The following is a 19,261-nucleotide window of genomic DNA, read 5'->3' on the forward strand; positions in this document are numbered from 1 at the left end:
CTAGGATCGGTGGGCCTATATCAGGAGGAGGGAGCGGCATGTATCGGGCACCGGTCGAAGATATCGCTTTCACGCTCAAGCACGTGGCTGGTCTCAAGTCCGCCCTTGATGCCGGCATGTTCGGCGATCTCGGCGAGGATCTGGTCGATGCCGTTCTTGGCGAGGCCGGCCGCTTCGCCACCGACGAAGTCGCGCCGCTCTACAAGATCGGCGATGAGCAAGGTGCGGTGCTGAAGGACGCTATCGTCACCACGCCGCGCGGCTGGAAGGAACTCTATCGCCGCTGGATCGACGGCGGCTGGAATGCGCTGTCCGGGCCCGAGGAGTATGGCGGCCAGGCGTTGCCGACCATGCTTGGCGTCGCAGCGCTCGAAATGTGGAACTCAGCCGCCATGGCCTTCGGCATCGGCCCCACGCTGTCCATGGGCGCTGTCGAGGCGCTCGACAAGCACGCCTCTGAGGCACTCAAGTCGAAATATCTTGAAAAGCTCGTCTCCGGCGAATGGATGGGCACGATGAACCTGACCGAGCCGCAGGCCGGCTCGGATCTCGCTGCCTTGCGCGCCCGCGCCGAGCCGGTGGGTGACGGCACCTACCGCATCTTCGGCCAGAAAATCTTCATCACCTATGGCGAGCACGACTTTACCGACAACATCATCCATCTGGTTTTGGCACGGCTGCCCGATGCGCCGGCCGGCACGCGCGGCATATCGCTGTTCCTGGTGCCGAAATTCCTGGTCGGCGACGATGGATCGCTGGGCGCGCGCAACGACGTCTTCTGCTCCGGCCTGGAGCACAAGCTCGGCATCCACGCCTCGCCGACCTGCACCATGATCTATGGCGATGGCTTCGGGGGCGCTGCGCCTGGCGCCATCGGCTGGCTGATCGGCGAGGAGAACAAGGGCCTGGCCTGCATGTTCACCATGATGAACAACGCCCGCCTTTCCGTCGGCATGCAGGGTGTCGCGGTCGCGGAAGCCGCCACGCAGAAGGCGATCGCTTATGCCAATGAGCGCCGGCAAGGCAAAGCGGCAAGCTACGCCGGCGCCGGCATGGCGCCGATCGTCCATCATCCCGATGTGCAGCGCACTCTCCTGACCATGAAGGCGCTGACGCAGACGGCCCGCGCCATCAGCTACTGCTGCGCCCATGCCATCGACCTGGCGCGCGTATCGGTCGGCGATGAGGCGGCGCATTGGCGCGACCGTGCCAATCTGCTGACGCCGCTGGCCAAGGCTTTCTCGACCGATGTCGGCGTCGAGGTTGCCTCGCTCGGCCTCCAGGTGCATGGCGGCATGGGCTTCATCGAGGAGACCGGCGCGGCGGCATTCTACCGCGATGCGCGCATCGCACCGATCTATGAGGGTACCAACGGCATCCAGGCGATTGATCTGGTCATGCGCAAGCTGCCGCTCGGCGGCGGCGAACACGTCCATGGCTTCATCGACGAACTGGCGGCGGTCGCCAATGCCGTGCGGACATCGAATCTCGAGGGTTTCGGCCGCACCGCCGATGCTCTCGACAAGGCGCTCGGCGAACTCAGCGAAACGACCCGCTTCCTGCAAAGACTGTCGGCCGACGGCCGGGCGGACGAGGCGCTGGCGGGTGCTACACCCTATCTCAAGCTGATCTCGCTGGCTGCCGGCGGGGCCTATCTGGCGCAGGGCGCGCTTGCCGATCAAGGCCGTATCGCGCTTTGCCGCTTCTTCGCCGAAAACCTGCTCGGCGAGGTCAGTGCCCTGAAGGACCGCGTTGTCGATGGCGCCGAAAGCCTCGCCGCTGCCGGCAAGGCGCTCATCTCTGCCTGACGTTCACAAGGAAAAACCCGTGACAGACCATATCCTCGTCGAGCGCCAGGGCGCCATCCAGATCATCCGCATGAACCGCCCGGACAAGAAGAACGCCTTGACGCGCGCCATGTATGCGAAAATGTCGGCCGCTCTGGCCGAAGGTGACGCCGACCCGGCGATCCGCGTCCATGTCTTCCTGGGCGTGCCCGGCGCCTTCTCCTCCGGCAACGATCTTGCCGATTTCATGGTCGTCGCCACCGGCGGCGACGGCGGCACCGAGGTCTGGGACTTCCTGATGGCGCTGGCCAAGGTCGAGAAACCCATTGTCTCCGGTGTCGACGGCATCGCGGTGGGCATCGGCACGACGCTCAACCTGCATTGCGACTTGACCTTCGCCACGCCGCGCACCGTGTTCAGGACGCCTTTTGTCGATCTCGGACTGGTGCCCGAGGCGGGCTCCAGCCTGTTGGCGCCGCGCATCCTGGGGCAGCAGGGTGCTTTCGCACTGCTCGGCCTCGGCGAGGGCTTTTCGGCCGAACGGGCGAAAACCGCCGGCCTGATCTACGATGTGGTCGAGGAAGACGCGCTGGAGGCCTCGGTGCTGGCGGCGGCCGGCCAGATCGCGGCCAAGCCACCTCAGGCCTTGAAGATCGCGCGCGACCTGATGCGCGGCTCGCGCGACGACCTCCTCGCCCGCATAGGCGAGGAAAGCGAACATTTTCGCGAACGGCTGAAATCAGACGAGGCGCGCGCCGCGCTCACGGCGTTCATGACCAGGAAGAGGGCCTGAATCTCCCTTTAGGGATAAAGCCTCGTCTTGTCCCAACCGCCTTTTGCATCACGCGAAAAGACCACCCGGTCATGTAGCCGAAACGGCCGGTCATGCCAGAACTCGATGGTCGTGGGCACGATGCGGAAGCCCGACCAATGCTTTGGCCGTGGAATTTCGCCGATCGGATAGCGCGCTGTGTATTCGGCCACCGCCTTTTCCAGCGCAAAGCGGCTTTCCAGCGGCCGCGACTGTTTCGAGGCCCAGGCGCCGATACGGCTGCCGCGTGGCCGCGTCGCGTAGTAGGCGTCGGCTTCGGCGTCGCTGACGATCTCTACCGGGCCGCGAATGCGCACCTGGCGGCGCAGCGACTTCCAATGGAAGCACATCGCCGCCTTCATGTTGCCAAGAATCTCCTGGCCCTTGGCGCTCTCGAAATTCGTGTAGAACACAAACCCGCCTTCATCGAACCCCTTGAGCAGAACCATTCGCACATCCGGCATGCCGTCGGCATCGACGGTCGCCAGCGCCACGCCGTTTGGGTCGTTCATTTCGCTCTTGGTGGCGTCCTCCAGCCATGCGGCAAAGAGGCGAAACGGCTCCGCCGCCTCGGTAAAGTCACTGCTTGTTAACTCTGTGTCACTCATAGTTTTTCTCAAATCGTTACGAGGCGGGGGAGGTTGCAGATTGTCGCGTATCGCGCAAGCTTTTGACAGCAGGCAAAGCGGCCTAATTGCTTCAGCCAGCGCCAAAGCCGCGATCATGATGATCGCTCTGCCGCTTGCCGCCTGCGGCGCGGGTGGCTTCAGTCTGGAAAAGGCAGAAGTCGACCGCTCGATCCTGACCAGCAGCACGTCCGTCCCCTCCGCGCCGGTGAGTTCGGATCGCGACTCCGACCAGACGACGATCGGCAATGCAGTGTCCTCGGCCGATATCGAGCAGCTCGGCGGACAGGCCGTGCCGTGGGCGAATGCAGGCACCGGGTCGCGAGGCTCCATCACCGAACTGGCGGAATTGAAGGACAAGGGCCAGACATGCCGCCGTTTCAGGGCCTCGCGCGAGAGCTTTGATGGCGTTGCCATGTTCGAAGGCGAACTTTGCCTGGCCAGCGCCGGCGGCTGGCACATGCAGGACTTCAAGGCGCTCTGATTTTCCGTTTTTGATATGCTGCTCGGCCACTGGAATTTCTTCCTATGCGAGCGCATATAGGGGGCAACCAGAGACTCACTCCTTTTCCAGGGCAGTAAGCATGCGCGACCCCTATGAGGTGCTGGGCGTTGCCAAGAACGCATCGGCCAAGGACATAAAATCGGCCTACCGGAAACTCGCCAAGAAGCATCATCCGGACCAGAATCCGAATGATCCCAAGGCGAAGGACCGTTTTGCCGCGGCCAACCAGGCCTACGAGATCGTCGGCGACGAAAAGAATCGGGCCGCATTCGATCGCGGCGAGATTGATGCCGACGGCAAGCCGCGTTTCCAGGGCTTTGAGGGCGCCGCCGGTGGTGGTGATCCGTTCGGCGGGTTTCGCCGGCAGCAAGGGGCCGGCGGTTCACGCTTCGAATTCCGCTCCGGCCGTCCGGGCGGTGATCCGTTCGATGGCAACAGCGATATTTTCAGCCAGATTTTCGGCGACGCCTTTTCGGGCGCGCGCGGCCCCGGCGCGGGCGACCGGCGCCAGCCGGCGACCGCTGCCGACCTGAACGTGACGCTCGACGTCACCATCGAGGAGGCGGCAACCGCCGAAAAGGTGACGGCGATGTTCCCCGACGGCCGCAAGGTGGCAGTCAAGCTGCCGGCCTATGTCGAGGATGGCCAGACCATCCGGCTAAAGGGGCAGGGCGAGCAAGGGCCGGGCCAGCCGGGCGATGCGCTGGTCAAGGTCCATCTGCGCCGGCATCCGCGCTACCGCATCGAGGGCCGCGACCTGCATGCCGATCTGCCGGTGACGCTGGCGGATGCGGTGCTCGGCGCCAAGGTGCCGGTCGAGACGCCGACCGGCAAGCTCGCGGTCAACGTTCCCGCCTGGTCGAACTCGGACAAGGTGCTGCGGCTGAAGGGCAGGGGCCTGCCGGAGAAAGCCGGCGGCCATGGCGATCTCTACGCCCATGTGCGGATCATGCTGCCGGAAGGCGGCGATAGCGCGCTCGAAGCGCTGCTGCGCAGCCAAAAAGGCTGATTGGCGGCTTTTGTCCCCCGAACTGTCCGGTTTGAACGCTTGAAGGGGCAGTGTGCCTGTGCGATAGGGCACTCCACAAAGCTGAAAAATCTTGCGGAGAGCGCTGACATGGCGGGTGGACAGGGCCTTATGGCCGGCAAGCGCGGCCTTATTCTTGGCGTCGCCAACAACAGATCGATCGCCTATGGCATCGCCAAGGCTTGTGTCGACCATGGCGCCGAGATCGCGCTCACCTACCAGGGCGAGGCGTTCAAGAAGCGTGTCGAGCCGCTGGCGGCCGAACTCGGCGCCTTTGTCGCCGGCCATTGCGACGTCACCGATCCGGCCAGCCTGGACGAGGTTTTCGCCAGTGTTGCCAAGCATTGGGGCAAGCTTGATTTCCTCGTCCACGCCATCGCTTTTTCCGACAAGGACGAGTTGACCGGCCGCTACGTCGAGACGACGCGCGACAATTTCCTGCGCACCATGGACATTTCGGTTTATTCCTTCACCACCATCGCCAAGCGCGCCGAGGCGTTGATGAGCAATGGTGGCTCGCTGCTGACGCTGACCTATTACGGCGCCGAAAAGGTCATGCCGCACTACAACGTCATGGGTGTCGCCAAGGCGGCGCTTGAGGCCAGCGTGCGTTATCTCGCGGTCGACCTCGGCGCCAAGAAGATCCGCGTCAACGCCATTTCGGCCGGCCCGATCAAGACGCTTGCCGCATCAGGCATCGGCGACTTCCGCTACATCCTGAAGTGGAACGAATACAATTCGCCGCTGAAGCAGACGGTGACGCAGGAGGAAGTCGGCGATTCCGGCGTCTATTTCCTGTCCGATCTGTCGCGCGGCGTCACCGGTGAAGTGCATCACGTCGATTCAGGCTACCACGTCGTTGGCATGAAGGCGGTCGACGCGCCGGATATTTCGACGGTCAAGGACTAACATCCACCACCGTCGTCCGTCCCGATCCCGTACCGGAAGACCTGATGTACCCGCTGGTTTATATCGTGCGCCACGGCCAGACCGCGTGGAACGCCGAATCCCGGCTTCAGGGGCAGGCCGACACCGACCTCAATGCGCTTGGCCGCGAGCAGGCGACCGGAAACGGTCATCGGTTGGCCGAGGTGGTGCAAAATCCCGCGGATTTCGATTTCGTTGCCAGCCCAATGAAGCGGACGCGCGAAACGATGCAGCGCATCCGCGCCGCGATGAAGCTCGATCCGAATGCCTATCGAACCGATCCTCGCCTGGTGGAAGTGAATTTCGGCGATTGGCAGGGTTTTACCTATGCCGAGCTCAAGACGCGGTATCCTGGCGCGCGCCGTACACGCGCGCTGGACAAATGGAACTTCCAGCCGCCCGGCGAGGGCGCGGAGAGTTACCAGATGCTGCTCGAACGGGTGAAGCCCTGGTTCGACGCGATCCAACGCCAGACGATCTGCGTGACGCACGGCGGGGTCATGCGGGCTCTGTTTCGCTTCGTGCTTGGGGTGGCGGAGGACGAGGCAGCCAACCTGGAGATACCACAGGACCGCGTGCTCAGGCTGCAGGGTGACCGCCTTGAGTGGCTGTCGCAGTCCTAGCCAGGACGCTTGTTCATCCCAGGGTTTGGAAGGCTCCCAACACTTGACCCGGTCGTTCCGATGAACGTGTCATTCGATGTAGGTCACCACACCCGTTTCAAGATTATAGATTGCCGCGACGATCTTCAGCTTCCCGGCCCCGGTGAGATCGGCCAGGAGCTTGCTTGAAGCAGCCAGGCGCCGCACAGTCCTGCGCGCGCTCTCCTTGGCGGTGTTGTCGACGAAATCGCCTGCCTCGCTCCGCGCCGCGATCGCCGCAGGCAGGATCGGTTCGATCATCGGGCCGATCGCGCCCGGATAGGTCGCGTTCTTGGTGACCACGTCGCAAGCCGCCTTAACGGCACCGCAGCTTGTGTGCGCGAGGACAACGATCAATGGCGAGCCGAGCACCGCCGCGCCGTATTCGACCGTGCCGAGCGTCGCAGTGTCGGCGAGGTTGCCGGCATTCCGGGCGACGAATAGCTCTCCAACGCCTTGGCCGCCGAAGATCAACTCGGGCGGAACGCGACTGTCGGCGCAACTGATGATGGTAGCCCAAGGCGCCTGATGCCCGGCGACAGCCTTCCGCTGCGCGGCAAGGTCGATCGAGCACAGTTCCGGGTGGCTGACATAGCGCTCGTTGCCGGATTTCAGCGCGGCGAGCGCTGCATCAGGGGACAATGCCGGCGCAGCACTCTCTGCCGCACGCGCGGACCACGAAGCTCCACCGAGACCGATCGCAACGAGCCCCGCCGCGCCGACCTTGAGGAAATCCCTCCGGTCGACCCCTTCGCCTTCGCAGTCGCTGCACATTGTTCGGTCCCCGCTCGCATCTTCCACTTGATGGCTGAATCTGCGCGCTGAGATTGCTACCAACGGACGGCGTTGGCAAGCGCGCCGTGCGGGGCCGGAAGGCGCTTATTCGGTGTCGGGCAATTGCATGTCGGTGACGATGTTTTCGCCATTGGTCTCATCGTAAGCGATGACGACATCCATGCCCGGCTTCAGCGAGTCGAGGTCTGTCTCGGCATTCAGCTTGTAGGACTTGCCGTCATCCAGCGTCAGCGTCGCCGTGTCCTTGTCGATCTTCTTGATCAGGCCTTCGGTCTGGCCGGCGAAAGCGGCGGTGGAAAGCAGCAGCGTTGCGGCTACGGCGCCAATCAGGGTACGCATAATCGTTCCTCGTTATCATTGCACCGGCATGGGCGGCGGCAGGCGAATGGAAGAGAGCAGAAACCAACCGAATGTGTCAAAACTAAATCCGCCAGATCACAGTTTGACCACTGTGAAAAACGCCAATAGAAGGCAGGCCACGGCGCCGAGCGTCCTCCTGGGTGCGCGGAGGACGCTGTGGCACTTTTTGATTTGCTCATGATCCCTTGCGAGAACGGCTTCGTTTTTTGGGTCATGTGCTAAGCTGGCTCCGATGCCGGGCAGGGTCATTTCATGTCTCACAACACGTTCGGCCACCTTTTCCGCGTCACCACCTGGGGCGAAAGCCACGGCGCCGCACTCGGCTGTGTGGTCGACGGCTGTCCGCCCGGCATCCGCTTCACTCTGCGAGACATCCAGGTCGAGCTCGACAAGCGCCGGCCTGGCCAGTCACGCTTCGTCACCCAGCGCCGCGAACCCGATGAAGTCAAAGTGCTGTCGGGCTTCATCTTCGACGAGGACGGTGAGACGATGATCACCACCGGCACGCCGGTCTCGATGCTGATCGAGAACGTCGACCAGCGCTCGAAGGACTATGGCGAGATCGCCCGCCAATACCGGCCGGGCCATGCCGACTACACCTATGACGTCAAATACGGCCTGCGCGATTATCGCGGCGGCGGCCGCTCCTCGGCTCGCGAGACGGCGGCACGCGTCGCGGCCGGGGCACTCGCCCGCAAGGTGGTGCCTGGCATGGTAGTGCGCGGCGCGCTGGTGTCGATGGGGGAAAAGTCCATCGACCGCGCCAACTGGAACTGGAACTTCATCGGTGACGCGGAAAATCCGTTCTTCACTCCCGATCCGGCTTCCGTTCCGGTCTTTACCCAGTATCTCGACGGCATCCGCAAGGCGGGGTCCTCGGTCGGCGCGGTGATCGAGATCGTTGCCGATGGCGTTCCGGCAGGCCTCGGCGCGCCGATCTACGCCAAGCTCGACCAGGACATTGCCTCCGGCCTGATGTCGATCAACGCCGTCAAGGGCGTCGAGATCGGCAATGGTTTCGAGGCCGCCCGGATCACCGGCGAGCAGAATGCCGACGAGATGCGCATGGGCAATGACGGCAAACCGGTGTTCCTGTCCAACAATGCCGGCGGTATTCTCGGCGGCATCTCGACCGGCCAGGCGATCATCGCCCGTTTCGCCGTCAAGCCGACCTCTTCGATCCTGACGCCGCGAAAGTCGATCGACAGGGACGGCAACGAGGTCGAGATCATGACCAAGGGGCGTCACGATCCCTGTGTCGGCATCCGCGCCGTGCCGATCGGCGAGGCGATGGTTGCCTGCGCCATTGCCGATCATTATCTGCGTCATCGGGGACAGACAGGTAAGGGAGTAGGGGAGTAGGGCAGTAGGGTAGTAGGGGAATATGTTACGCTACCCACCCGAGACAGCCATTTTTTCCTTTTCCCTACTCCCGTACTGCCCTACTCCCTTATTTCCCTGCGAGTGAAACGAGCGCCTATGCCTTACGACCAGAAGAAAATCGTCGAAGCCCTGCGCGCTTTCGAGCGCGGCGAGATCGTCGTTGTCATGGACGATGATGGACGCGAGAACGAGGGTGACCTGATCGTCGCCGCCGTCCATTGCACGCCGGAGAAGATGGCGTTCATCATCCGTCACACCTCCGGCATCGTCTGCACGCCGATGCCGCGCGAGGAGGCCAAGCGGCTCAACCTGGCGCCGATGGTGGCCGACAATGATTCCGCCCACACCACCGCCTTCACCGTCAGCGTCGATTTCAAGCACGGCACGACAACAGGCATTTCGGCCGAGGACCGCACGCTCACCGTGCGCAATCTCGCCAACGGCAATGTCGGCGGCTCGGATTTCGTCCGCCCCGGCCACATTTTCCCGCTGATCGCGCGCGAAGGCGGCGTGCTGATGCGCTCGGGTCATACCGAAGCCGCGGTCGATCTGTGCAAGCTCGCCGGTCTGGCACCGGTCGGCGTCATTTCGGAACTGGTCAATGACGACGGCACTGTCAAGCGTGGCCCGCAGGTCTCGGCCTTTGCTGAAGAGCATGGTCTCAAACAGGTTTCGGTCGCCGACCTCATTGCCTACCGGCAACGCAAGGAAACGCTGGTCGAACGCGTGGCTTGCTCGGAAATCGACACGCTCGGCGGTAAGGCGCAGGTCTTCACCTACACGCTGCCCTGGGACCCCATGCATCACGTCGCCATTGTCTTCGGCGACATCCGCGACGGCGAGGAGGTGCCGGTGCGCCTGCATTCCGAGGATGTGGTGACCGACGTGTTCGGCACCAGCCACCGGCTCGACGGCATCATGAAGGCTATAGGCGAGCGCAGGCGTGGCGTCATCGTCTACCTGCGCGAGGGCTCGGTCGGCGTCGCCCACCAGGAGCGCAAGCGGCCGGCGAGCGGCGACCGCGAGGATCACGAAGAGGCGCGCCGCCGTGAGAACGAATGGCGCGAAATCGGCCTCGGCGCGCAGATCCTCAAGGATCTCGGCATTTCCTCGATCAATCTGATCGCTTCGCGCGAACGCCACTATGTCGGTCTCGAGGGCTTTGGCATCCATATCGCCAAGACCGAGATTCTCTGAGGGGCAACAGCCGGGGATAGCGCCCGGTCCGTTCGAAACCGGGCGCTTCGGGGATCATTCAGCGGGAGCGACGGCTGCTTCGCATCCGCCCAGGTCGCACTCGGGCGCAGCCAGGCTGCGCTGACCAAGCAACACGGTGACCAGTGCGATCGTACCGGCCGCAACCGACACCCAGAATCCGTTCTGGGCGCCGAACGCATCCACCACCGAGCCGGCCGCGAACGAGCCCAGCGCCATGCCGATGCCGATCCCGGTGGTCACCCAGGTGATGCCCTCGGTCAGCATCGCCTCCGGCACATGCCGTTCGATCAGGCCGAACGCCGTGATGAAGGTCGGCGAGATCGCCACGCCGCTGACGAAGACGGTCAACGCCAGCAGCGGCACCGTGCCGGCGGTGAGCGGCAGCAAGGTGCTGAGCGCGATGATGGCGATTGCGATGGCAAGCTGGCGTTGCAGCGGTGCTTTCAGGTTGAGCGCGCCGACGATGATGCCGAGCACGAACGATCCCAGCGCGTAGACACCGATGACGAGGCTTGCGGCGCCTGGCTGGCCAAGTTCCTTGGTGATCGCCACGGTGCTCACTTCCGTCGTCGCGAAGGTCGCGCCGATGAAGATCAGGGCAAAGGTGATGATCTGCACCGGCCGTAGGCGGATTGCCGAGCCGCGCGACCCATGTTCCACCGGCCGCACTTGCGGCTCGGTCGAGCGCTGCAGGATGAACGCCGCCGAGCCGAAGGCGAGAAACAGCGTGCTGGCCAGCATCCCTGCTTCTGGAAACAGGGCGGCACTCAGGCCGACCGACAGCGATGCCCCGGCAATGTAGACCAGTTCATCCGCCGCCGACTCGAAGGCGAATGCGGTGTTCATCTCGGGCCGTCCGCGGAAAATCTCGGTCCAGCGAGCGCGCACCATTGCCGGGATGCTGGGCATCGCCGCCGCCAGCAGCGCCGACACGAACAGCGTCCATATCGGCCAGTCCTGGTTGGCCGCTGCAATCAGGACGGCGAAAGCGAGCACCGAGATGATCGTGGTGGGCACGACGATCCGCGTCTGGCCAAGGCGATCGACAAGCCTTGATATTTGCGGCGCCATGAAAGCGTTGGCCAGTGCGAATGTCGCGGAGACGGCGCCGGCCAGCCAGTATTCGCCACGCGTCTGCGACAGCATCGCCACGATGCCGATTGGCGCCATCGCGATCGGCAGCCGCGCCATGAAGCCCGCTGCTGCAAAGCCCTTGGCGCCGGGGGCGCGAAAGATCTCCGAATAGGGATTTTGCATGTCCGGTTCCTCGACAAAGGCAGATTCGACAATTACATACGATGCGTATGATTGTTAGATAAATCATACGCCGCGTATGTCAATTGGCATACGAAGCGTATGTTAGTAGGTCCAGAAGCCATGCACAAACCTCGCAAGGAGATGATCGCCGAGACGCGCGCCAAGCTGATCGGGGCCGCCCGCCATGCCTTCGGCACGATCGGCTATGCCCAGGCGTCGATGGATGATTTCACCGCATCGGCCGGACTGACGCGCGGCGCACTCTATCATCACTTCGGCGACAAGAAGGGCTTGCTGCAAGCGGTTATCGCCGAAATCGACGGGGAGATGGCGGCGCGCGTGAACGAAGTGGCGTCGAGAGCACCGACCCGCTGGCAGCATTTCGTCGACGAATGCACGACCTATATCGAGATGGCGTTGGAGCCGGAAATCCAGCGCATCATGTTCCGGGATGGCCCGGCCGTGCTGGGGGATCCTGCACAATGGCCAAATGCCAATGCATGTGTCGGTTCAATGACCGATCATCTGACCAGGCTGCAGGAGGAGGGCGTGGTCGTTCCCAGCCTCGACCCCGAGACCGCCTCGCGGCTGATCAACGGGGCGAGCAGCCAGGCAGCGCAGCGGATCGCCAATTCGAGCGACCCCGAAGCGACGTCGAAGAAGGTGGTGGCGGCCTTCAAGCAACTGCTCGAAGGCTTGCTCAAGAAGCAGGGTTCGCAGCCGGTCTGAAATCTCCATTGCCGGTCTGGCGCGCCACTCCCACGATTGACAACAGCCGGTTTCGGCGCATCCTCTCGCGCCATCTCTGAGCGGAGATTCGGGGGCATGTGGGATTTCAATATCGGCAGGTCGGTGTCCATCATGATGCGGACCTGGCCCTTCGTTGTCTTTCGCATGATCGTCTATTTCGGCATCACGCTGGCCTATATCGTGGCGACCGGCACGGGCGCCTCCGTTGGCTACGGCGTCGGCCATATCTCCACCGATCCCGACGGGCCGCTGTCCTTTGCCTTGTGGGGCGGCGTGGTTGGCTTTGGCGTCGTCTCGATTGCCGTCTACTGGATCCGCGAATACATCCTCTATGTCGTCAAGGCCGGCCATATCGCCGTCATGGTCCATCTGATTGACGGCCGCGACGTTCCCGACGGCCAGAACCAGATCGCCTATGCCAAGGACATCGTGACCCAGCGTTTTGCCGAGGCCAACATCCTTTTCGTCGTCGACCAACTGGTCAAGGGCGCCATCCGCGCCATCACCGGGCTGCTCGGCGGCATCTCCGCCTTCCTGCCGATCCCGGGCCTGAGCGGCCTGGTCAGCTTCGTCAACACGGTGATCCGCCTGTCGCTGACCTATGTCGACGAGATCATCCTCGGCTACAACATCCGCATCAATTCAGCCTCGCCGTTCGAGACTGCCCGCCAAGGCGTCGTGCTCTATGCCCAGAACGGCAAGATCATGGTCAAGAACGCCGTTTGGCTGGCGGTCATCATGTGGGGCGTCTCGTTCGTCATCTTCCTGCTGATGCTGGCGCCGGCCGGCGCGATTCTTTTCCTCATGCCCGGGCAGCTTGCCGGCTGGGCTTTCGTGCTCGCCATCGTCTTCGCCTGGGCCTTCAAGGCGGCGTTCATCGAACCCTTCGCCATCGCCTGCCTGATGCAGGTCTATTTCAGGATCATTGAGGGCCAGGTGCCCGATCCCGCCTGGGACGCCCGGCTGGCCGAGGCGTCGTCGAAGTTCAGGGAACTCAAGGACAAGGCGCTGGCCTCCTTCGGCGGTTCGCGCTGGGGCACGGCCGGCGCGACGCGCTGATCGGCAGTGGTCGCCGGCGCGGCATCGACCCCGTTGAGGCGCGCCACGGTCGATTTGAGCAACGCTTCTCCTTGCCCGCAAAAGGTCTCGCTCATGATCAACTCCGGCAGTGGCAAGCGGCGGCCCCAGCCATGTGCTTCGAGGTCCGGCTTTGGCGCGAACTCGGAAACACGGCCGACGCAGAGATAGGCGACCGGCGTCACATGCTCGGGAATTGACAGCAGGCTTTTCAATGCCTGCGCCTCGATGATGCTGACCCAGCCGACCCCGACACCCTCGGCGCGCGCCGCCAGCCAGAAGTTCTGCACCGCGCAAACCGTGCTGTAGAGGTCCATCTCCGGATTGTGCCAGCGCCCCAGCGGCGAACCCTTCGAGCGCTGCCGGTCGCAGGTGATGCAGATGTTGAGCGCGCTTTCGCAGATGCCTTCCAGCTTGAGCTTGCGGTAAAGCGCCTGTCGCTCTTCCGCGATGGCCGGCAGTTCCTGTTCACGCGCCGCCAGGAACAGGTCACGCACTTTTTCCCGTCGCTCGGCATCGCGAATAACTATGAAATTCCAAGGCTGCATGAAGCCGACCGACGGCGCATGGTGAGCGGCAAGCAGCAGCCGCGCCAGCACCTCATCGTCGAGCGCGGTTGGCAGGAAATGGCTGCGCACGTCGCGCCGCGTGAACATTGCGCGATAGACCGCATCGCGTGCACTCTGGTCAAATCCGTCGCCAACAGAGGCGGTCATGTGTTCCGGCATCGCGTGTCCCCTTGCGATTGCTGTGGATGTCTTCCGCCTGACCATGCGGATGACGATGCCTGCCAGGCCGGTCTTCTGGCTTGGGATCAACCCGCGTCCGGTGCCTTCCCGTCATCGACAGTGGCATTTACCGGCGCGGTCCCCCTTACAGCGTTGGGCACGCCACGGAGTTCAACCGTGTTCCCGATTCTCCCGCTTGCGGCGGGCACCAGGCAGTGGCAGCGACCTTACGCCGAAGCGCTGACGACGCCAATGCCTGCAGCGACACCAATGGACGCATGTGTGATTTTCCCCAGCCATCAGGCCACGACGCATGGCCATCGCGACGTCGGGGCACTAGATAGGGAAGATGGCCACTCGTCTCTACACCCATCCGATCTTCCTTGAGCACATCACGCCGCCCGGTCACCCCGAGCGGCCGGACCGGTTGCGCGCCATCGAACGGGTGCTCGACGATGAGGCTTTTGTGGGGCTGGATCGCATCAAGGCGCCTGAAGGCGACGAGGCCACCATTCTCTACGCGCATCCCGCCGATTTCGTCGCCCGCGTCCGCGCCGCCATTCCCGACGAGGGCATCGCCCGCATCGACGCCGACACCACCGCTAGCCCGAAGAGCTGGCAAGCGGCGATCACCGCGATCGGCGCCGCCAATGCGGCCGTCGACGATGTCTTTGCGGGCCGCGCCGACAACGTCTTCGTCGCCGCGCGGCCGCCCGGCCACCATGCTGAAAAAACCACGGCCATGGGCTTCTGCCTCTTCAACACGGCGGCGATCGCCGCGCGTTATGCGCAGAAGAAACATGGCGTCGAGCGCGTTGCGGTCGTCGACTGGGACGTGCATCACGGCAACGGCACGCAAGATATTTTCTGGGACGATCCGTCGGTGCTCTATTGCTCGACGCACCAGATGCCGCTTTATCCCGGCACCGGGGCAAAGAGCGAGATCGGCGCCGGCAACATCGTCAACGCGCCGCTGGCGCCGCAGACCGGCAGCGAGGTTTTCCGCGATGCCTTGCTGTCGCGTGTCCTGCCGGCGCTCGACAATTTCGCGCCCGACCTGATCATCATTTCGGCCGGTTTCGACGCGCATCATCGCGATCCGCTGGCCGAAATCAACCTGACAGAGGATGATTTCGACTGGGCGACCGGCCAGCTTATGCAGCGCGCCACGCGCCACAGCGGCAACCGGCTCGTCAGCCTGCTCGAGGGTGGCTACGATCTGCAGGGACTGGCATTTTCGGTCGCCGCCCATGTCGGGCGACTGATGAAAGGGTGAATGATGGCTGGAGAGACCAACGAAGACGTCAAGGCGATGAGCTTCGAGCAGGCACTCGATGCGCTGGAAAAGATCGTCGATGATCTGGAGCGTGGCGACGTGCCGCTCGACCAGTCGATCAGGATCTATGAGCGCGGCGAGGCGCTGAAGGCGCATTGCGACCGGCTGCTGAAAGCCGCCGAGGACAAGGTCGAGAAGATCAGGCTGTCGCGCGACGGCAAGCCGGTTGGAACGGAGCCGCTCGACGCCGACTGAGTCATGCTTCCCGAACGATGGGCTTGCCTCACTGGCTTTGGACATGATCATGGTCGAGGATAGTAGCCGTCCCGATTGAAACGGCTTCAGGACAAGAGGAGGTTCGCAAACGATGTGCAGAAACATCAAGACCCTGTTCAATTTTGATCCGCCGGCATCCAATGACGAGGTGCGCGACGCCGCACTTCAGTTTGTTCGCAAATTGAGCGGAACGACGCGACCTTCGAAGCAGAACCAGCACGCCTTCGATCATGCGGTCGAAGCCATCGCGGCATCGGCGCGTGAGCTTCTCGATTCCCTCGAAACCCATCAGCATCCTCGCAATCGCGAAGAGGTGGCCGCCAAGGCGCGGGCAAAATCGGCGATCCGTTTTGCCTGATCCGACAAGCAGGCACGGCCGCTGACAAGGAGAGTCCATGAGCTTCTTCCCCGGGAAAGACCCTGAAGTCGGCGACGCCTTTGCCAGCGACCAGATCGAGCTGATGGTCATTCCGAACGCCAAGGACATTGGCGGTTTCCAGGTACGCCGCGCTTTGCCGACCGCCAAAAGACGGCTCGTCGGGCCTTTCATCTTCTTCGACCGCATGGGCCCAGCGATCCTGCGCGCGGGCCAGGCGCTCGATGTCCGTCCTCATCCGCATATCGGGCTGTCGACGGTGACCTATCTGTTCGACGGCAAGATCAGGCATCGCGATTCACTCGGCACCGAAATGGTCATCCAGCCCGGCGACGTGAATTTGATGACCGCCGGCCGCGGCATCGTCCATTCCGAGCGCACGCCGGAGGAATTGCGTGGCGCGCCGATGTCGGTCTCCGGCCTGCAGACATGGCTGGCACTGCCGGACGGCAAGGAGGAAGTGGCACCGGTTTTCGAGAACACCGCTGCCTTGCGGCTCCCCGAGATCGATGCCGAAGGCGTCGGCGGTCGCGTCGTCATCGGCGACTTCCAGGGACTGCGGTCCCCCGTGAGGGCTCACTCCGAGACGCTTTATGCCGACCTTAGGCTGGCGCCTGGCGCCAGCGTGAAAATCCCGGCCGATGCCGAGGAGCGCGCCATCTACACGCTCGAAGGCGAGGTTTCGATTTCAGGCGATGTTTTTCCGGCGGAGCGGCTGTTGGTGTTTCGGCCCGGCGACGAGATCGTCGTGTCGTCGGAAGGCGGCGCGCATTTCATGCTGTTCGGTGGCGCCTCGCTCGGCTCGAAGCGTTACATTTGGTGGAATTTCGTCTCGTCCTCCAAGGAGCGCATCGAGCAGGCCAAGCAGGAATGGAAGACCGGCCGCTTCGATATCGTTCCCGGAGATGAGGAAGAATTCATCCCGTTGCCGGAAAGCTGATGCATGTCGCCCAAAAGTGGCCGGGTTTTGGGACCTAAAGCCTGATCCGCGTCACAGACACGCATTTACTTTCGCCGGCGGCCGGCCTATCCCGCCCATGAACAGAAAGCCTGAGCAGGCCTACCCGTGAATTCAACGCCGCATACGCCCCTTCTCGACAAGGTCCGCATCCCGGCCGACCTGCGCACGCTTGCCGAGAGCGAATTGCCGCAACTGGCATCCGAGCTTCGTGCCGAACTGATCGACGCCGTGTCACACACAGGCGGCCATCTTGGCGCCGGCCTTGGCGTGGTCGAACTGACGGTCGCGCTGCACTATGTCTTCAACACCCCGGATGACCGGCTGATCTGGGATGTCGGCCACCAGGCCTACCCGCACAAGATCCTGACCGGCCGCCGTGACCGTATCCGCACCTTGCGTCAGGAGGGTGGGCTGTCGGGCTTCACCCGCCGCGCCGAGAGCGAATACGATCCCTTCGGCGCCGCTCACTCCTCGACATCGATATCGGCCGGCCTTGGCATGGCCGCCGCCCGCGATCTCTCCGGCGGCCGCAACAATGTCATCGCCGTTATCGGCGATGGTGCCATGTCGGCCGGCATGGCCTACGAGGCGATGAACAATGCCGGCGCGCTCGATGCCCGGCTCATCGTCATCCTCAACGACAACGACATGTCGATTGCGCCGCCGACCGGTGCGATGAGCGCCTATCTGGCGCGTCTGGCCTCGGGCAGGACCTATGTCGGCCTGCGCGACTTCGGTAAGAAACTGACCTCTTATCTCGGCAAGCGCGCCGACCGTGCGATCACCCGGGCGGTCGAGCATGCACGCGGCTACGTCACCGGCGGCACGCTCTTCGAGGAACTCGGCTTCTATCACATCGGCCCGATCGACGGTCACAACCTCGAGCATCTGATCCCGGTCCTGAAGAACGTCCGCGACAATGGCGAAGGCCCGGTGCTGATCCATGTCGTCACCCAGAAGGGCAAGGGCTACGCGCCGGCTGAAGCCGCCGCAGACAAGTATCACGGCGTCAACAAGTTCGATGTCATCACCGGAGCGCAGGCGAAGGCGCCGGCCAACGCGCCGGCCTACACCAAGGTCTTCGCCGAAAGCCTGGTTAGGGAAGGCCGCGAGGACGACCGCATCGTCGCCGTCACCGCAGCCATGCCGAGCGGCACCGGCCTCGACCTGTTCGGTGAAGCATTTCCCTCGCGGATCTTCGATGTCGGCATCGCCGAACAGCACGCGGTGACCTTCGCCGCCGGCCTCGCCACCGAAGGTTACAAGCCGTTCGCCGCGATCTATTCGACCTTCCTGCAGCGCGCCTACGACCAGGTCGTCCACGACGTCGCGATCCAGAAACTACCGGTGCGCTTTCCCATCGACCGCGCCGGCTTCGTCGGCGCCGATGGCGCCACCCATTGCGGCGCCTTTGACACCACCTTCCTGGCAACCTTGCCCGGTTTCGTGGTGATGGCAGCAGCAGACGAGGCGGAACTGCGCCACATGGTGCGCACCGCGGCAAGCTATGATGACGGCCCGATCGCCTTCCGCTATCCGCGTGGCAACGGCGTCGGCGTCGACATGCCGGAGCGCGGCGCGGTGCTCGAAATCGGCAAGGGCCGTATCGTCAGGGAAGGCACCAAGGTGGCACTCCTGTCCTTCGGCACGCGGCTGCAGGATTGCCTGATCGCCGCCGAGGAGCTTGGCGCGGCCGGGCTTTCCACCACGGTCGCCGATGCCCGTTTCGCCAAGCCGCTCGATGAGGATCTGATCCGCCGGCTGGCCCGCTCGCACGAGGTTCTGGTGACGGTGGAAGAGGGCGCCGTCGGCGGCTTCGCCAGCCATGTGTTGCAGTTCCTCGCCCATGAGGGCTTGCTTGAAAGTGGCCTGAAGGTACGCCCGCTGGTGCTGCCCGACGCGTTCACCGACCACGCCAAGCCGGAAAAGATGTATGCCGATGCCGGGCTTGATGCCGCCGGCATCGTGCGCACGGTGTTCGTCGCGCTTGGCCATACAGCCCGCGCCCAGCGCGCCTGAATCAATATCTCAAGGGCTTGAATCAGTTTGCCGGCTTGATGCTTTAACGCATTGTTAACGCTGCCGTTTGGCGCTTTGCTTACCGTGTCTCTTGGCCGTTTTTCAACGGCGCCCTGCTAGATCGTGACCAGGCAGGGAGACAAAAACAATGAGAACGCTTCTGTGCGGCGTGGCGCTTTCAGCGGTCATCGTCGCGCCGGCCGCCGCCGAAACGCGCTATGATCGCAGTCTCGAAAAGGCGGCCATGGGCATCATCGCCGGCAAGATGGGCGATATTCGCGGCGGCTTTTCCTACAAGCAGGTGCCGCAACTGGTTGTCCTGCCGGACCCTGTGCCAGCGCCGGCGCCTGCGACCGAGCATCCGGGCGAGCAGGCTTCGGGAAATCGGGATGACGGTTTGTCTCCAGCCGTCGATCGCCGGGTTTCGCGAACCATTTTCTAGAGCATGCCGCCGTCCAAGC

20 protein-coding genes, 1 pseudogene and 1 riboswitch are annotated in these 19,261 nt (G+C 63.5%); of the genes and pseudogenes, 16 read left to right on the forward strand and 5 right to left on the reverse strand.

Annotated features, from left to right (window positions below; translation table 11 throughout):
• The first annotated feature begins 38 nt into the window (after positions 1-38).
• Positions 39-1,808 carry an acyl-CoA dehydrogenase gene (locus AC1DYW_RS09915; RefSeq protein ID WP_477226010.1) on the forward strand — a complete coding sequence of 590 codons (1,770 nt, stop codon included), beginning with the start codon at positions 39-41 and terminating at the stop codon, positions 1,806-1,808.
• Positions 1,809-1,827: 19 nt separating this feature from the next.
• Positions 1,828-2,580, forward strand: a complete 753-nt coding sequence (locus AC1DYW_RS09920) for a crotonase/enoyl-CoA hydratase family protein (protein ID WP_477226011.1) — start codon at positions 1,828-1,830, stop codon at positions 2,578-2,580.
• 8 nt (positions 2,581-2,588) lie between these two features.
• On the opposite strand, the gene pdxH is transcribed toward AC1DYW_RS09920, so the two are convergent.
• Entirely contained in the window at positions 2,589-3,206 is a 618-nt protein-coding gene (gene pdxH / locus AC1DYW_RS09925; RefSeq protein WP_477226012.1) for a pyridoxamine 5'-phosphate oxidase, read from the reverse strand.
• A 40-nt stretch (positions 3,207-3,246) separates the two neighbouring features.
• On the opposite strand from pdxH, the gene AC1DYW_RS09930 reads away from it, so the two are divergent.
• The 4 genes from AC1DYW_RS09930 to AC1DYW_RS09945 all read left to right on the forward strand — a co-directional run bounded on the left by AC1DYW_RS09930 (position 3,247) and on the right by AC1DYW_RS09945 (position 6,306).
• Positions 3,247-3,708 (forward strand): RT0821/Lpp0805 family surface protein, encoded by a 462-nt coding sequence (locus AC1DYW_RS09930; RefSeq protein WP_457151485.1) that lies wholly within the window; start codon positions 3,247-3,249, stop codon positions 3,706-3,708.
• Between the two features lie 100 nt (positions 3,709-3,808).
• The gene (locus AC1DYW_RS09935) at positions 3,809-4,738 is read left to right on the forward strand and encodes a DnaJ C-terminal domain-containing protein (RefSeq protein ID WP_095091913.1); all 930 of its coding nucleotides are present in this window, start codon (positions 3,809-3,811) and stop codon (positions 4,736-4,738) included.
• A 108-nt stretch (positions 4,739-4,846) separates the two neighbouring features.
• The gene (gene fabI, locus AC1DYW_RS09940) at positions 4,847-5,665 is read left to right on the forward strand and encodes an enoyl-ACP reductase FabI (RefSeq protein ID WP_477226013.1); all 819 of its coding nucleotides are present in this window, start codon (positions 4,847-4,849) and stop codon (positions 5,663-5,665) included.
• A gap of 44 nt (positions 5,666-5,709) precedes the next feature.
• Positions 5,710-6,306 (forward strand): histidine phosphatase family protein, encoded by a 597-nt coding sequence (locus AC1DYW_RS09945; RefSeq protein WP_477226014.1) that lies wholly within the window; start codon positions 5,710-5,712, stop codon positions 6,304-6,306.
• Between the two features lie 69 nt (positions 6,307-6,375).
• Here the strand turns inward: AC1DYW_RS09945 and AC1DYW_RS09950 are convergent, their stop codons facing one another.
• Together AC1DYW_RS09950 and AC1DYW_RS09955 are read right to left on the reverse strand one after the other, a co-directional pair.
• A complete protein-coding gene (locus AC1DYW_RS09950) occupies positions 6,376-7,098 on the reverse strand; it encodes a carbonic anhydrase (RefSeq protein ID WP_477226015.1) in 723 nt (240 codons plus the stop codon).
• A 105-nt stretch (positions 7,099-7,203) separates the two neighbouring features.
• Complete coding sequence (locus tag AC1DYW_RS09955) at positions 7,204-7,458, reverse strand: DUF1344 domain-containing protein (protein WP_095091917.1); 255 nt, start codon at positions 7,456-7,458, stop codon at positions 7,204-7,206.
• A 273-nt stretch (positions 7,459-7,731) separates the two neighbouring features.
• On the opposite strand from AC1DYW_RS09955, the gene aroC reads away from it, so the two are divergent.
• Together aroC and ribB are read left to right on the forward strand one after the other, a co-directional pair.
• The gene (gene aroC / locus AC1DYW_RS09960) at positions 7,732-8,841 is read left to right on the forward strand and encodes a chorismate synthase (RefSeq protein ID WP_477226016.1); all 1,110 of its coding nucleotides are present in this window, start codon (positions 7,732-7,734) and stop codon (positions 8,839-8,841) included.
• Positions 8,842-8,958: 117 nt separating this feature from the next.
• Positions 8,959-10,059: a 3,4-dihydroxy-2-butanone-4-phosphate synthase gene (gene ribB / locus AC1DYW_RS09965; protein ID WP_477226017.1), complete on the forward strand. Its 1,101-nt coding sequence runs from the start codon at positions 8,959-8,961 to the stop codon at positions 10,057-10,059.
• A gap of 54 nt (positions 10,060-10,113) precedes the next feature.
• On the opposite strand, the gene AC1DYW_RS09970 is transcribed toward ribB, so the two are convergent.
• Positions 10,114-11,337 carry an MFS transporter gene (locus AC1DYW_RS09970; protein WP_477226018.1) on the reverse strand — a complete coding sequence of 408 codons (1,224 nt, stop codon included), beginning with the start codon at positions 11,335-11,337 and terminating at the stop codon, positions 10,114-10,116.
• A gap of 120 nt (positions 11,338-11,457) precedes the next feature.
• Between AC1DYW_RS09970 and AC1DYW_RS09975 the strand changes: the two genes are divergently transcribed.
• Both AC1DYW_RS09975 and AC1DYW_RS09980 read left to right on the forward strand, forming a co-directional pair.
• A complete protein-coding gene (locus AC1DYW_RS09975; RefSeq protein WP_477226019.1) occupies positions 11,458-12,066 on the forward strand; it encodes a TetR/AcrR family transcriptional regulator in 609 nt (202 codons plus the stop codon).
• Positions 12,067-12,162: 96 nt separating this feature from the next.
• Positions 12,163-13,146, forward strand: coding sequence for a hypothetical protein (locus AC1DYW_RS09980; RefSeq protein ID WP_477226020.1), 984 nt, complete (start codon positions 12,163-12,165; stop codon positions 13,144-13,146).
• A 116-nt stretch (positions 13,147-13,262) separates the two neighbouring features.
• On the opposite strand, the pseudogene bluB reads toward AC1DYW_RS09980, so the two are convergent.
• Positions 13,263-13,937, reverse strand: a pseudogene (gene bluB / locus AC1DYW_RS09985) (5,6-dimethylbenzimidazole synthase); the annotation flags it as partial.
• A 3-nt stretch (positions 13,938-13,940) separates the two neighbouring features.
• A riboswitch (cobalamin riboswitch) is annotated at positions 13,941-14,120 on the reverse strand.
• A gap of 121 nt (positions 14,121-14,241) precedes the next feature.
• Here bluB and AC1DYW_RS09990 point away from each other — a divergent pair.
• The 6 genes from AC1DYW_RS09990 (at position 14,242) to AC1DYW_RS10015 (ending at position 19,242) form a co-directional block, all read left to right on the forward strand.
• A complete protein-coding gene (locus tag AC1DYW_RS09990) occupies positions 14,242-15,168 on the forward strand; it encodes a histone deacetylase family protein (RefSeq protein ID WP_477226021.1) in 927 nt (308 codons plus the stop codon).
• A gap of 3 nt (positions 15,169-15,171) precedes the next feature.
• Positions 15,172-15,423, forward strand: a complete 252-nt coding sequence (locus AC1DYW_RS09995) for an exodeoxyribonuclease VII small subunit (protein ID WP_013532792.1) — start codon at positions 15,172-15,174, stop codon at positions 15,421-15,423.
• A 112-nt stretch (positions 15,424-15,535) separates the two neighbouring features.
• A complete protein-coding gene (locus tag AC1DYW_RS10000) occupies positions 15,536-15,802 on the forward strand; it encodes a DUF2277 domain-containing protein (protein WP_477226022.1) in 267 nt (88 codons plus the stop codon).
• Positions 15,803-15,839: 37 nt separating this feature from the next.
• Entirely contained in the window at positions 15,840-16,760 is a 921-nt protein-coding gene (locus AC1DYW_RS10005) for a pirin family protein (protein WP_477226023.1), read from the forward strand.
• A gap of 126 nt (positions 16,761-16,886) precedes the next feature.
• Positions 16,887-18,800 carry a 1-deoxy-D-xylulose-5-phosphate synthase gene (gene dxs / locus AC1DYW_RS10010; protein WP_477226024.1) on the forward strand — a complete coding sequence of 638 codons (1,914 nt, stop codon included), beginning with the start codon at positions 16,887-16,889 and terminating at the stop codon, positions 18,798-18,800.
• 148 nt (positions 18,801-18,948) lie between these two features.
• Positions 18,949-19,242 carry a hypothetical protein gene (locus tag AC1DYW_RS10015; protein WP_457153173.1) on the forward strand — a complete coding sequence of 98 codons (294 nt, stop codon included), beginning with the start codon at positions 18,949-18,951 and terminating at the stop codon, positions 19,240-19,242.
• Positions 19,243-19,261 lie beyond the last annotated feature (19 nt).

It is taken from the genome of Mesorhizobium sp. P2_D5, from assembly GCF_056404355.1.

Coding starts and splice junctions, on each gene's coding strand:
- AC1DYW_RS09915 (WP_477226010.1), top strand. CDS start 39: ATGTATCGGGCACCGGTCGAAGATATCGCTTTCACGCTCAAGCACGTG.
- pdxH (WP_477226012.1), bottom strand. CDS start 3,206: ATGAGTGACACAGAGTTAACAAGCAGTGACTTTACCGAGGCGGCGGAG.
- AC1DYW_RS09935 (WP_095091913.1), top strand. CDS start 3,809: ATGCGCGACCCCTATGAGGTGCTGGGCGTTGCCAAGAACGCATCGGCC.
- fabI (WP_477226013.1), top strand. CDS start 4,847: ATGGCGGGTGGACAGGGCCTTATGGCCGGCAAGCGCGGCCTTATTCTT.
- AC1DYW_RS09945 (WP_477226014.1), top strand. CDS start 5,710: ATGTACCCGCTGGTTTATATCGTGCGCCACGGCCAGACCGCGTGGAAC.
- AC1DYW_RS09950 (WP_477226015.1), bottom strand. CDS start 7,098: ATGTGCAGCGACTGCGAAGGCGAAGGGGTCGACCGGAGGGATTTCCTC.
- AC1DYW_RS09955 (WP_095091917.1), bottom strand. CDS start 7,458: ATGCGTACCCTGATTGGCGCCGTAGCCGCAACGCTGCTGCTTTCCACC.
- aroC (WP_477226016.1), top strand. CDS start 7,732: ATGTCTCACAACACGTTCGGCCACCTTTTCCGCGTCACCACCTGGGGC.
- ribB (WP_477226017.1), top strand. CDS start 8,959: ATGCCTTACGACCAGAAGAAAATCGTCGAAGCCCTGCGCGCTTTCGAG.
- AC1DYW_RS09970 (WP_477226018.1), bottom strand. CDS start 11,337: ATGCAAAATCCCTATTCGGAGATCTTTCGCGCCCCCGGCGCCAAGGGC.
- AC1DYW_RS09975 (WP_477226019.1), top strand. CDS start 11,458: ATGCACAAACCTCGCAAGGAGATGATCGCCGAGACGCGCGCCAAGCTG.
- AC1DYW_RS09980 (WP_477226020.1), top strand. CDS start 12,163: ATGTGGGATTTCAATATCGGCAGGTCGGTGTCCATCATGATGCGGACC.
- AC1DYW_RS09990 (WP_477226021.1), top strand. CDS start 14,242: ATGGCCACTCGTCTCTACACCCATCCGATCTTCCTTGAGCACATCACG.
- AC1DYW_RS09995 (WP_013532792.1), top strand. CDS start 15,172: ATGGCTGGAGAGACCAACGAAGACGTCAAGGCGATGAGCTTCGAGCAG.
- AC1DYW_RS10000 (WP_477226022.1), top strand. CDS start 15,536: ATGTGCAGAAACATCAAGACCCTGTTCAATTTTGATCCGCCGGCATCC.
- AC1DYW_RS10005 (WP_477226023.1), top strand. CDS start 15,840: ATGAGCTTCTTCCCCGGGAAAGACCCTGAAGTCGGCGACGCCTTTGCC.
- AC1DYW_RS10015 (WP_457153173.1), top strand. CDS start 18,949: ATGAGAACGCTTCTGTGCGGCGTGGCGCTTTCAGCGGTCATCGTCGCG.